Source organism: Mesorhizobium sp. BH1-1-4 (assembly GCF_020165665.1).
Lineage (GTDB): Bacteria > Pseudomonadota > Alphaproteobacteria > Rhizobiales > Rhizobiaceae > Mesorhizobium.
In genome coordinates this window covers 265125-278260 of the sequence record NZ_JAIUIN010000004.1, presented here as the reverse complement: position 1 = coordinate 278260, position 13136 = coordinate 265125, and the positions used below count along the sequence as shown (strand labels likewise).

General features: G+C 62.4%; 8 protein-coding genes. 6 read left to right on the top strand and 2 right to left on the bottom strand.

The window, feature by feature from the left end; genetic code table 11:
• The first annotated feature begins 24 nt into the window (after positions 1–24).
• The 4 genes from LB569_RS10225 (at position 25) to LB569_RS10210 (ending at position 3432) form a co-directional block, all read left to right on the top strand.
• Positions 25–708 (top strand): thermonuclease family protein, encoded by a 684-nt coding sequence (locus tag LB569_RS10225; RefSeq protein WP_224692118.1) that lies wholly within the window; start codon positions 25–27, stop codon positions 706–708.
• Positions 709–718: 10 nt separating this feature from the next.
• Positions 719–1324: a BRCT domain-containing protein gene (locus LB569_RS10220; protein ID WP_095775707.1), complete on the top strand. Its 606-nt coding sequence runs from the start codon at positions 719–721 to the stop codon at positions 1322–1324.
• A gap of 62 nt (positions 1325–1386) precedes the next feature.
• A complete protein-coding gene (locus tag LB569_RS10215; RefSeq protein WP_224692117.1) occupies positions 1387–2157 on the top strand; it encodes a hypothetical protein in 771 nt (256 codons plus the stop codon).
• A gap of 156 nt (positions 2158–2313) precedes the next feature.
• A complete protein-coding gene (locus LB569_RS10210) occupies positions 2314–3432 on the top strand; it encodes a hypothetical protein (RefSeq protein ID WP_224692116.1) in 1119 nt (372 codons plus the stop codon).
• A 100-nt stretch (positions 3433–3532) separates the two neighbouring features.
• Here LB569_RS10210 and LB569_RS10205 read toward each other — a convergent pair whose 3' ends face one another.
• Positions 3533–5314, bottom strand: a complete 1782-nt coding sequence (locus tag LB569_RS10205; protein WP_224692115.1) for an ATP-dependent helicase — start codon at positions 5312–5314, stop codon at positions 3533–3535.
• Positions 5307–7094: an ATP-dependent nuclease gene (locus LB569_RS10200; protein ID WP_224692114.1), complete on the bottom strand. Its 1788-nt coding sequence runs from the start codon at positions 7092–7094 to the stop codon at positions 5307–5309. The genes LB569_RS10205 and LB569_RS10200 overlap by 8 nt, the downstream gene beginning before the upstream one ends.
• A 55-nt stretch (positions 7095–7149) precedes the next feature.
• On the opposite strand from LB569_RS10200, the gene LB569_RS10195 reads away from it, so the two are divergent.
• Both LB569_RS10195 and LB569_RS10190 read left to right on the top strand, forming a co-directional pair.
• Positions 7150–9846, top strand: coding sequence for a PD-(D/E)XK nuclease family protein (locus tag LB569_RS10195; protein ID WP_224692113.1), 2697 nt, complete (start codon positions 7150–7152; stop codon positions 9844–9846).
• Positions 9843–13127: a UvrD-helicase domain-containing protein gene (locus tag LB569_RS10190; RefSeq protein ID WP_224692112.1), complete on the top strand. Its 3285-nt coding sequence runs from the start codon at positions 9843–9845 to the stop codon at positions 13125–13127. Before LB569_RS10195 ends, LB569_RS10190 begins: the two co-directional genes overlap by 4 nt.
• Positions 13128–13136 lie beyond the last annotated feature (9 nt).

The window sequence follows — 13136 nt, the reverse complement described above, 5'->3', positions numbered from 1 at the left end:
GGTGCCTTAGCTGCTCAGACGGTCATGATGCACAGTGACCGCTTGCCCGACTTGACCCCTTCGAGCTGGATCGAGCCAAAGCCCGCCCCCATGACCGGCGTGGCGTCCGTCATTGACGGTGACACGATTGAGATCCGCGGCCAGCGCATTCGGTTCAACGGGATCGATGCGCCAGAGAGAAAGCAATATTGCGACGACGCCAAGGGCTTCGAGTATCCATGCGGTCTGCGATCCGCCGAAGCGCTGGATAGCTTCCTCGCGGCCTCTAGGCCGTTGGCATGCATCTTTGTGACTTGGGATCGCTATCACCGCTTCGTCGGCGACTGCCGGCGCGCCGACGGCGCCAGCGTGGCGGCGTGGATGGTAGAGCATGGCCAGGCGCTCGATTGGCCGCACTACAGCAACGGCGCCTACGCGCCGCAGCAGGCCAAGGCCAAGGCGGCGAGACTTGGTCTATGGGTTGGCAAGTTCGACGCGCCTTGGGACTGGCGCGCATCGCATGGCGACGGGGCTGCGCCGTCGAGCCAGCCGCTCGGCATCATCAGTCGCAAGCTGGTCGCGCAAAGCGGCGGCCTTTCGTGCGAGCCCCGGCGATACTGCTCGCAAATCAGCTCCTGCGAAGACGCCCAATGGTACCTGCACAACTGTGCGTGGGGCCGCAAACTAGATAGGGATGGTGACGGGGTAGCGTGCGAGACGCTTTGCTAGGGAGGGGTCCATGGATGACAAGTTTTACAACCGCGTCGGCGGCGATCGTATTTCTTCGCGGCAGATCGATGAGTTGATTGGGTTAGCGCGCGGCCTCGCTGCAGACGGAAGTATCAACAAGGCAGAAGTCGAGTTCCTTCAAAAGTGGCTGGCCGCCAATGTCGAGATTAGCGATCAGCCGATCGTCCGGACCTTGTACCGACGGGTCAATGAAATCCTTGCGGACGGGGTGCTCGATGCCGATGAACACACCGAACTTCTCGATACGTTGAACAGCTTCTCGAACCGAGATTTCGAACTCGGGGAAGTGTTGAAGCCGACCACCCTGCCCCTTTGCAATCCGCCTCCGAATTTGACCTTTGAAGGTCGGTCATACTGTTTCACCGGGACGTTCAATTATGGCCAGCGAAAATACTGCGAGCAGGCCATAGCGGATCGTGGCGGCCGCGCCGGCAGTTTGACGCAAAAGACCGACGTGCTCGTGATCGGTGCCTACGCCACGGAGTCTTGGAAGCACTCATCGTTTGGCGACAAGATTTTCAAAGCGACCGCCTGGCGCGACGAGGGGTTGCCAATCTCGATTGTCGCCGAGAGCCACTGGGTCGGTTTTCTCTGACTTCGTCCGTTCCTTTGGCAGCGTCTCATACCATCAGCACCCTATTCGACCGAGGTGGAACGATGCGGCACAATGCGTTCAGCGATCAGATCCGCCTGTCTCGGCGATTTGCAGGTCGCTTCTTTACGAGCGTGATCGCGCTCGCAGTTGCAACGGCAGCTGGCTGCAGCTCCATAGACTACCAGAAGCTTACCACCGGTGAGATATCCGGCAGCTTGTTCGTGATGTGGGTCGGTGAGGGCAACAGTTCCGGTGACGGGAGTTTCCTGTTCGTGCCCGACCCTCAGGATCCCTTGATCTTCCACAGGGCAGATCCGGCAGCACCAGGAAGCACGATCAAGCCGGGCCTCATGTACACGGACGGCGGCTCAATCCCGAAGATCGCGCAGGTCTTCAAAGGGCTGTCGCCTTGGGGCTACGCCCCAGCCTACATGATCCACGACTGGATCTTCATTGCGCATCACTGCATCGTTGACGGGAGCACGGAGAAGAGGTTCGATCAAGTTCGCGGGGTTGGCTTCGACGACTCCGCTGCGATCCTCGGTGAGGCAATCAAGGCGTTGATCGCGACGCGCCAAGTCGCGCCGAACGATGTCGCACCCACTGCCATCACGGCGGCGGTGGGAAGCGCGGTTGCCAAGAATCTTTGGGACGGGAAGGGAGCCTGCAAGTCGCTGCAGGTGAGTGCAAAAGACATTGCTTCCGCAGAGGCAGCGATACCGGGCTCCACATCCAAAGCTCAGAACCTGAGGACCTTCCAAGTACCAGAAGCCGTAATACCTTCGATCCGAGCAGTGAGGCCAGCGAAGATCATCGCTCGTCTGTCCTTCTGACCTGAGCGTCGAGCAAGCCCATGGCGGGCCGGCGTGCGGCGACCGACCGTCGAAACAGTCGTCATGGTGATCGTCATGAACTTAGCGCGAATGGCGGTCCTTATCGGAGAAGTCCGGTTTCAGCAGACGTCATAAACCAATTGAAATGGAGGTTTTGTGGTCTCGATCAATCGCGCCTGGTGGGAGCATCTCGCGCCAAAACCGATGCATCGCCGGTTTCACGAGGTTGAGACCTTGCTGCGCCAATGGTGTCGATCGGAGTATGGCGCACTCTGGCTGGGAATGGCCAAGCGCAAAGGCGGGGTGATACGGGTGAAACCGGGTCAGCTCATTCCGGTCGTCCACTTTGTTGCGCTCGGCGACATGCCGATATTCATCGCACCCCCGATGAAGGTCAGGCTCGGACACCGGATGGTGGGTTCCGATCAGTTTCTTTCGGGTCACGCTCTTGCGGAGAACGAACTTGCCCTTAGCCCGACAATTCGTCTTGATGTCGTTGAGGATCAGGCACTGCTGGCAGCTGCGGCGCGCCGGGATTTCTCCGCCCATATCCCCGGCGTGAAGAATCCAAGTCAGGTCTTCTCGGGGCCAGCGCATCTCCTTCTGGCTCCGGAATCGTTTCCAAGAAAGAGCTTCGTTCTCTATCAGCACATCTTCGGTTCAGGATCGTCTTATCCCGACGATGGGTTCTTCTATGTCGGCGTCACGACCCGTAGCTGGCAGAAGCGCTGGGCGGAACATCGACGAGCGATGGAGACCGGTAGCCCCTTGCTGTTTCACCGAAAGCTTCGCGAAGAGACAGACGCTGGCCGTGTGACCTACATCCACCACAAGGTCATGGCGATCACCGATGATATCGAACGGCTCTATGCCACGGAAGAATGGCTGGTGGATGGACATTGGCACGACCAACGGCGCCTCAATATGATCCCGGGAGGCAAGTCGGGTCTGCGATATCTTCGTGAAAATGGCATGCTGGGTGATCGAGTCGTGCCGCTGCCCGATGAGCGCGACAGTATTCTCGAAAACTGGTTACGTGACCATCCCCGCAAGGGACTTCCTGCCCCTTGGGTCTCGGAAAAATGGAAGGACGACGCCTGGGCCGTCGCCCAGATTTGCGGCCGAGACGACCGCCTCTCTGTTGAGCAGGTCCGGGCTATTCGGGAGCTTGCGAAGGTCCATACAGCTGAGACCATCGCCGAACGGATAGGCGCACGGAACCGTGAGCAAGTGCAACGGGTTATCGACGGACAGACATATACCCGAGTGATTTAGACAAGGTCGAGCATGTTGAACGTCAGGCTGAAGATCGGCCGCCAGGATAGGGGCACAGCTCGGATGAGGAGCTGGTTGACTACGCCGATTTACTCGGGATTCAATCCTGCTGACTTCGCTGGTAAAGCTCGAAGACCCATGGTGAGTGGTGGTGTTCCTGATAGACCAGGCTGAGGTGTTTTTTCGGGCGCGTCACTCCGACGTAAAACAAGCGCCTGGCCTCACGAAGGCTCGCGGGAGTCTGCTCGTCGCGCGGGCTCGGAATGTCGGAAGCGTTTACTCCATACACGATGACCGCATCGAACTCCCTGCCTTTGGCGCTATGCAGGGTGCTCAGGTTGACGCGACCTGATCCCTCGACCCGCCCGGCGAAGTGCGCGAGGGGAAGATCGAGGTCTCGGGCCGGATCGGTGTTGGCGATCATTTCCCCACAGACGTCCCATTCCTGTTCGGAGTTGCGCGCAATGTTGCGCCACGGCGTAACAAGTTCACGAGAAAAGCGCTGGAGCCAGACGTGGGTCGTCTCGACGCTTGCGAGCGAGGCGTTGAGAAACTCCATGAGTTGCACGGACAACTCCTGCTCCTCGCGTTCGCTGGCGTGGCGCCCATAGACCAGCGTCAGCGCTTGCGACAGCAACCGCGCGTATGGCGGTTCGGCATCGCGCCAGCCGCCGGTGATCCAGCGAGCGCACTCCTCGATGAAGCGCGCCAGCCGGGAACTTCGCTTGACCAGCGCATTCATGTCGGTCCGGACAAAAGGGATCCCCGCCTCTTTCAAGGCGGCCGCCACCTTGTCCCCGAGCCAGGCGGCCCGATAAAGAACCGCGATTGTTCCGAGCTCGAACCCTTGCTCCACAAGCTTGGGAATGATCGTGTTGGCGACCGCTTCAGCCTGATTGTCGTGTCCGTAGGGAACCGGCCAGAAGTTCAGATCGCCGTCGGGCGCGCCGTCGATGCCATGATAGTCGCGCTCCTCGCCAAGCGCGCCGAGCGACGCGCGGATGATCTTTGCACCGGATCGATAGTTGAAGCGAAGCCTGATCGTACGCACATCGGGCCGGCGCGTCAGGCTTTCGAGCAATTCGGGATTGGCGCCGGCGAAGGCGTAGATCGATTGGTCGGTGTCGCCGACCGCGAAGAGCCGAATTCCGCCTTCGAAGCAGAGCACCAGGACGAGTTCATGCAGCGCGTGGCCCAGGTCCTGGTATTCGTCCACAAACAATATAGGAAAGCGAGCGCGAAGCGCGTCGCGAATCCAGCCATTTTCCTTGATCATGCGATAGGCGATCAGGGGCATGTCGTCGAAGTCGATCAAGCCTTGCCGGTGCAGTTCCGCCTCGTACGCTTCGATGAAATCGGCCAGCTCCGGATTGTGTCCTCGCCATTCAGGCCGCGTGCGGTCGACATCGCGAAGGCGCTTTTCCGAAGCGAACTTCCATCGGTCGTCCGGGTTGCCGTACCCGCCGATCGAGTTCCTGTAGGCCGTTTCGACCGTCGCTTTCATCTGCGACTTGCTTGCGACCTTGAAGTCTGCCGGAAGCCCAATGGGTACGCAACGCGCGTAGGGGCTGATAACCTGGCTCAGCGCGAAACTGTGCACGGTGCCGATGAAAGCGCGGTCGCCCGGCGTGATCCCGAGGCGGGCGAGCCGCGTTTCCAGTTCGATCGCGCAGTCGTTGTTGTAGGTAATACAGGCAACACCACGCGGTTCGGGAATATCTTGGATCAGCCCGCGCGCCATCGCCGTCGTCAGCGTCTTGGTCTTCCCGCTCCCCGGACCGGCCAGCACTACGCAATGACGCTTCTCCACGACCGCGGCCGCCTGCTCCGGGTTGCCCTTTAGGTCAGCCAACGCCTGAACAAGGGCCCGGTCGCTAAGCATTGGAGACCAGCGTGACGAGCGCGGCGAGCGCGGCGGCGATGTAGGGGGGCGGTGGGAGACCAGCGGCTTTTTTCGCCAGCCGGGCACCGAGTCGTCCCTTGCCGACGCTTCCAACCATCGCGAGCAGCTGCTCGGCACCGACTGGCGTGCCTGCACGCCAGTCGGCAATTCGCTTGGTCCGCACGGACCCGAAATCCTGGTCGCTGAGGATGTCGAGGAGCGGGCCCAACAGGGCGGGCGTGTTGGCGACGGAGACTTCGAAGGTCCGATCGTTGAGAAAGACGCTGGTCGTCATCGCACCGGCACTGAATGCCGCATAGTCCTTTCCCTCCCACTCCGCCAGTTGCGCCGGCGTCAGTGGGGGCTTGCCGCGGATGGTGAGCATGTCTGCCCAGAGATCCATAGTGCGTTTCTTGCCGAGAGGCGGTTTGGTGCCGTCCAGAGGATCCCAGTCAGTGATGACGCAATAGGGCAGCGCCAGCGCCTCGGCGAGCTTGACATAGGGGCGGAAGTTCGTGCCGGCGACGTTGCAGACGGTGATACCGAGATCGTCAAGCGAATGGCCGAGGGACGACGCGAAGACGGGCATGAGCGCCTCTTCCGCATCGCCCTCGACTAAGATGGCGCCACGCGCGAACAGCAACTCGGCGCGTGTCGCGTCGAGATAGTTCTCGAGATCGTCAAGCTCGTCGGGTGTCACCGGAAGATGCGCCAATGAGAATGCCTGCGTCGCGCCCCCTCTCCTCTTCAGCTGGACGAGTGACCGCAACGGGGCGACCGCAGCCAGGGTGGGCGAGTGGCTAGTGACTATCATGGCCTGAGCGGCCTCGGCATTACCAAGCAGCTTGGAAAAAACCGATCGCTGCAGGTGCGGGTGAAGATGGGCTTCCGGCTCCTCGATGCACAGCAGCGAGAAATTGCGTTCGTTCTTCTTCCGGCGCCACGCGAATTCCGCAAGCTTCAGTGCCAGCAGAGCAACGTTCGCCGATCCGAGGCTGGCCTCCGCGATGCCGCGCTTGCCGCCGTCGATGTACATCGCGATAGCCCGGAAAAGGCGAAGCGGGTCGGCGGGCGCGAATCTCAAACGGGCGTCGATGTCATGCGCCTTTCCGGACAGGTAGGCGATACCGGCGCGCAGTTCATCTTCAAGCGTCTTGATGGTCGGAAAGGTTTCAAGCGCCTTGCTCGCTTTGTCGAGCTCGGCCGCCACGGCGTCGAGTTCGGGGCGGCTAATGCCCGAGACGGCCTCTTCGAGGAGATGGCGCAGCGGAGAGGCTCGCCAGCTACCGAGCTGGCCTTCGGCGTCGCGCAAGGCGTCGAGCAGATCGATCGTAATGCGGCGGCGCACTTTGCTCGGCAGCGATCGCGTTTCATCGCCACCACCGAAGACCAGGAACTCGCAGTCGGCGCTGGATTGCGGCGGGCCCGTAACGTCCGACCTCTTGCGAAAGACATAACTAAGCTGTGCGATCGTCGGATCATGGGGCGCCCGGAAATCGGTCAACAGCGCGGTCAGCGCCATGTCCGTGGCGAAATCGGAGATTTCCAGATGCACCTCGATGGGCGCGGTATAGTCGGCCGGCCCGCCATCCCAGAAATCGGTGAGCTTCAGTTGCCGTGCCGAATCGGGCAGGGTCGGATCGAGGATGAGCTGAATGGCGAAGAGCAGATTGCTCTTGCCAACACGGTTCTCGCCGAGCAGTACGACATTGCCGGCCAGCGCGACGTCGATCGAATGGAAGTTCCTAAAATTCCTGATGCTCAGCTTGCTCAGCCGCATTTCCGTCCCCAATGCCCGAAGTTTTTCTTTGCCTAAGCTTCAATAGCCGGTGATCTTGGGCGATCACAGTGCCCTGTTGGAACAACAACACGAAAACACGATGCCGAGTCGCTCCACTTATGTCGTCGATGGTATGTTGGCGCTTCGCAGCGCCCGCGCCGCTGCGGCGCGGGACGGAGCGATCGGTCGCGAGATCGTAACTCTGCCTCTGCTTGCGGCGCGGCTGGTTGGTGGTTTTGCCACACCTGCCGGCACCGATGTTCTCTATCCGGCAATCCAGGCCGCGCTGGCTTCCGAAAGCTTTGGCGATATCGGAATGGTGGCGGCGTTGCCGGGGATGCCGCGTGCGGTCCTGCACGCGCTCGATTGCGCCTGGCGGGCGGATCTCGATCTGTCGTCATTGGCAGGCGAGGTGCCGAGGTTTGACGATCTTCATCGCGTCGAGACCTACGTTCGCGATCACATCCCACCCGCGCATATGCTGCCGCGCGATCTTCGTGATGCAGCCGCCAGGCGGATCGATCGTGCGCGTAGCCTGCTGGGTCCGGTCACGCTTTCGGGAGTGGTGGACGTCGATCCGCTTTGGATGTCTCTTCTCAATGACCTCGCTCGCGTCACCGACATCACTTGGGAACTGCCGGCGCCTGCCGAGCACGCATGGTTTAGAGGGTCGATCCAAAGAAGGGCTGCGACTACTCCGGTCCGTAAATCCGCCGAGGCGAGCGCGGACCCGAAGTCGGAGGTTATCGAGGCGCTGCGCTGGACTCGGCAGTTGCTGGCGACCGGAAAGGTGCAAGCGCGAGACATCGCGATCGCCGCGACTTCGACACAGGACTGGGACGTTCACTTTCTGGCCTATGCGAGAAGTGCCGGATTGCCGTTGCATTTCTCTCATGGGGTGCCCGCTTTGAGCACGCCGGAGGGCCAGGCCTGTGCCGCCCTGGCCGACATTCTCGCAAACGGGCTCAACCAGGAACGGGTCTGGCGCTTGATCCGGCGCCTCCCCGCGCACCCGTTCGCCAGCCGGCTGCCGCCGGACTGGTTCGCCGCAATCCCGCGAAGCGCCGGCTTGCGCAGCCTCGATCAGTGGCGAGAAGTTCTGGCCGCGGCGAGGCCGCGGCGAGACGACGGCGAATTGGCCGAGCAAATCCTGCTTCCCGTTCTCGAACTCCTCGCGCGCAGCGCCGACATAGCGGCAGAGGCCGGAGCGCGGTTGCTAAGCGGCGCCAGCCTGGCGATGTGGGAGGAGGCTCTGCGAAGCGCCCCGGCACAAGCCATCGCGCTCTCGTTGCAAGCGCTGCGCGTCGCCGACCAGCGTGATCCGGCCAACAGCGTCGTCTGGTGCCCCGCATCGCAACTGGCCGCATGTCCGCGCCCGTACACGCGGCTGCTCGGCCTCACCAGCCGATCCTGGCCGCGTTCGGAAAACGACGACCCGCTGCTGCCGCACCATTTGGTCGACCGCCGCAGGCTTCATCCCGTGGGGGTCGCCGAGCGCGACCGGCGCCATTTCGAGGTCATCCAGGCGCACACCCATGAACAACTCGTCTTGTCCCGCTCGCTGCGCAACCCCAAGGGCGGCGTTCTGTCACCCAGCTCGCTCTGGCCTTCGGCAGAGATCGTGTACAAGCGCGATCGCATTCCGGAACATGCTTTCAGCGAAGCGGACCGGCTTTTGGCGAGACCCCGCGAGGCCGGCCAACTCGCCCATGTTCGCCAAAGCCAGCTTTGCTGGCGCAACTGGCAACGGCCTTCGATATTGACGCTGCATGACGGCCTTTCAGGAGCCAATCATCCGGCGATTGAGAGGGCCTTGACGCGGGTTCAGTCGACGACATCGCTCCAGAGGCTGTTGCGAGATCCGCTCGGGTTCGTCTGGCGTTACGCTCTGGGCTGGCGCTCTGTCCGGTTCCTATCCGACCCGCTGCAGCTCGGTGCGGCCTCCTTTGGCGAACTGGTTCATGAGCTGATCAGCGGCGCAATCATAGCGCTCGAGCCGACGCCGGGATTTGCGCGCGCCAGCGCCGATGAGATCGAAGCCGCGATCGCCGAAGCGTCGACGGCGATCCTGCACGCATGGCCACTACAGCGTTCCGTTCCGCCACCCATCCTGTGGCGGCATACGGTGAGCGAGGCCGCGCGTCGCACTGCCAGAGGCCTCGCCGCCGATGATCAGGTCAGATCCGATACGCGCAGTTGGACGGAGGTGCCGTTCGGGCAAGGCGGCGGCGCCGGGGAAGGCGCGCCGTGGGACACGACGATCACGGTCCCGATCGAGCAGACTGGCCTGGTGTTCGGCGGCCGCATGGATCGGCTCGATATTCGCGCCACCGGCGATGGCGCTCGGATCACCGACTACAAGAGCGCGAAGCCGCCTCCGAGACATCAACGCATTGCGTTGGGCCAGGGGCGAGAGCTGCAGCGCGTTCTTTATGCGATCGCGGCCCGCGCGCTGCTGCCTGAAGTCAGGACCGTGGTGGCGCGCCTGGTCTATCTCGCCGACGATCCGGCAATCTTCGAGCTCAAGGGCGACGAGCTCGATGCGGTGGTCGGCGAGGCGGCGGGTTTTCTGTCGGCGGCCATGACCATCCTGCGCAGCGGCCGGATCGCGCCGCGTTGGGAGCAGGACGCCGATTACGACGATATGCGCCTCGCGCTTCCTGCCGATCGCGAGACTTATCTGCGCCGCAAGGCTTCAGAGTTCCGGGCAGCCAACCAGCCGCTCAACAAGCTCTGGAGTGCCTCGACATGACGCTCGCCGATCAGGAGGCCCGGCGCCAGGCCATGACCGATTTTTCCTCGATCCTGTTGGTCGAAGCGGCCGCGGGAACGGGCAAGACCTCGCTGATGGCCGGTCGTGTGGCGATGATGCTGGCGGCCGGCCGCCACCCTGGCGAGATCGCTGCCATCACCTTTACCGAGCTCGCCGCGAGCCAGCTCGCGCGCCGGATCAGGGAAACGGTCGATAAGCTGCTGGCGGGCGATGTTCCCGCGTTCATTGAGGCGGTTCTTCCGCAGGGCCTTTCGGAGCAGCAGCGCGAGGCGCTTGTCGTCGCCTTTCCCCGGCTCGACGAGCTCACGGCGACGACAATTCACGGATTTTGCCAGTCGGTCATCCGCAGCCATGGCGTCCAGGCCGGGCTCGACCCCGGCGCCCGTGTGGTCGATGCCACCGTCGCCGACAATCTATTCATGGCGGAGCTGTCGGCGTGGTTTTCGCACCGGCTCGCGGCCGATGCCGCGGAAGGCGACCCGATTGTCGTATTGGCTGAAGAGATTCCGCTTCAGGTGGTGGATCTCATCCGTGAACTCGCGAACCTTCGGCGCAAGCATCCCGACGCCCAACCGATCCGTCCGTCCGCCGGCGCGCGGCCCGACATTGATTTCGTCCAGGCGGTCGACGATTTCGACCGGTGGCAGACGAGCGCCGAACCCGACAAATGGCTTTCCGACATCGCGCACGAATTGCGCGGGCTTGCGCAGCGATATCATGACTGCCTCGCAAGCAAAGAGAGTTTCCGAGCCCTGTGGCGCCTCTGCGATCCGGGAACCGGCCTTCTCTTCGAGCGCAAAGGCCTGCAGCTAAAAACCTACGATGAGGCTGCGCGGGGCTTCGGCGCTCACCGCAATGATGTCGGTTCAAATGATGGCCGGGAGCTTTATGAAACCGTCGTCACCGCCTGGAGCGAGCTCGTCGGTCATATCGCCAGCACGTTGGTGTGCTCGCTGTCGACCTCCCTCGACCAGTTGCTGGAAAGCTATCAGGCGCGCAAGCGCGCTGCCGCCGTCCTGGATTTCGACGATCTGTTGATTCACGTCCGCTCGCTGGTCCGCGACCATGACGAGGTGCGCCAGGCCATCGGCCAGCGCTATCGCTACATCCTGGTCGATGAGTTCCAGGACACCGACGGCATCCAGAACGAGATCCTGTTCTCGATCGCCGCGACCCAAGCGCGGCCAGGACAATGGGAGAAGTCGGAGCTACGGTCCGGAGCGCTCTTCCTCGTCGGCGATCCGAAACAGGCGATCTATCGCTTTCGCGGCGCCGACATCGAAGCCTACGAACTCTGCCGCCAGCTGATCGACGGCCAGGATCAGGGTGCGGTGCTTGAGATCACCGCTAATTTCCGATCGCTGAAACCGATCATCGAGCATGTCAACGCCTGCTTCGAGCCGGTCTTCGCCAAGCCCTCGCAGCCCCGATATGTCGCGCTCGCACCGACCCTCTTCGAAGCGTCGCACCCGCTTCCCTGCGTCGCCCGCTTCACCGTCGAGGTGGCTACCGAGGGTCGCATCTACGCGGAAATGTTTCGCGAGACCGAAGCCGAGCGCGTTGCCGACATTTGCGCTGCCTTGATCGGCAATGTGTCGATAAAACGTGCGGACAAGACATCCACTCCGCTGCAGGCCGGCGACATCGCGCTGCTCTCTCCGGGACACACGGAGCTGTGGCGTTACGAGCGCGCGCTTGAGCAGCGCGGCCTCGCGGTATCCTCGCAAGCCGGCCAGACTCTGATGCGGCGGCAGGAAACGCAGGACATTCTGGCGTTGCTACGGGTCCTGGCGGATTCCTCCGACACGCTGGCCTTTGGCGCGCTGATGCGAGGGCCGCTGGTGGGCCTGAGCGAACAGGAACTGCTGGACATCACCTCAGCCCTTGTCGAGCAAGCCGACGGCCAACGCTTTTTCACTGTGCGGACGGATCCCGAGCTCGTGCAGCATGCTGTCGCCAGAGATATTCTCGTTGAGTTGCAGCGGCTTCGTCGGCGCGCCTCAATCGTGACCCCAAGCCTGATTTTGGCGGAGGCCATCGAACGCCTGAATGTTCGCGTGATCATGGCAGCGCGACATCGCAACAGGAATGCCCGCGCGCTCGTCAACCTCGACGCATTGATCGAGAGGGCGCGCGGCTACTCGATCGCTGGCCTGCGCGCTTTCATTCGCGATCTGCAGGAAGATTGGGAGCGCAAGGCCCGGGCGCAGGAAGGACGCATCGATGCTGCCAAGGATGCCGTCGAGATCGTCACCATTCATAGCGCTAAGGGATTGGAGTGGCCAATTGTCATTCCGGTCAATTCGACGACCGAACTCTACCGGCCGGATCAGTTCGTGCATCGGCAGTCCGACAACACGTTGCACTGGATGCTGGGGGGCGTCGCGCCGCCGGAGCTGGCTGCAGCGCGCGCCGCGGAAAGCCTGGAGGATGCCAATCAACGTGAGCGTATCTGGTACGTGGCTTGCACGCGAGCACGGGATCTCCTGATCCTTCCCCACATCCCCCAGGCGTCCAAAGATTCCTGGTTCAGCTCGATAGACCTGCGTCAGCTGGACATTCCTGAGCTGGACCTTACGTCCTTTGCGCGGCGCGAAATGCCGGCACCGGCGTCTCTGACCAACGAGCAGTCTTCTGATATTTTTGCCGCCGAGCAACGGTGCGTCGAGGAAAGCGCGCCGCCGATAGTGTGGCGCCGGCCCAGCGAACATGATGCCGATCGACTCGGCGACCCTCTCGAGGGCGTCGTAACTTCGGAGAGCCACATTGAGCATTTCGAGGTGGTCGGTGCCGGCGCCCGCCGCGGCGTCATCCTTCACAAGCTGATGGAAGAGCTTCTTACCGGTGAGCTCGCGGGAGAACTCGGTGCAAGCCTTGACCGCGCTCGCGAACTGCTCAATCAATTGGTGACCGACGTAAATGACGATGAACCTCAGCCCGATCCTTATGAGATGGGAGCAGCGGCGCTCCGCGGGCTCGCTTTGCCGCAGATTGCCGAACTGCGGCCTCACCTTGTGCCCGAAATCGCAATCTGGGGGCGCGACGAGGCGAGCCTTATTGCCGGGCGGGCCGACGCTTTGGCGATCATCGAAGACCGTGTCGACGCTGCCATCGATTGGAAATCCGACGTCCATCCCGCACCTGCTGTGCGCGAAGCACATGTGCGGCAGCTGCGTGACTACCTGTCTGCGACCGGTGCCGTGCGTGGCGCAATCGTCTATCTGACAAGCGGCGAGATCACCTGGGTTGTCCCGCCGTGACGGGATCAT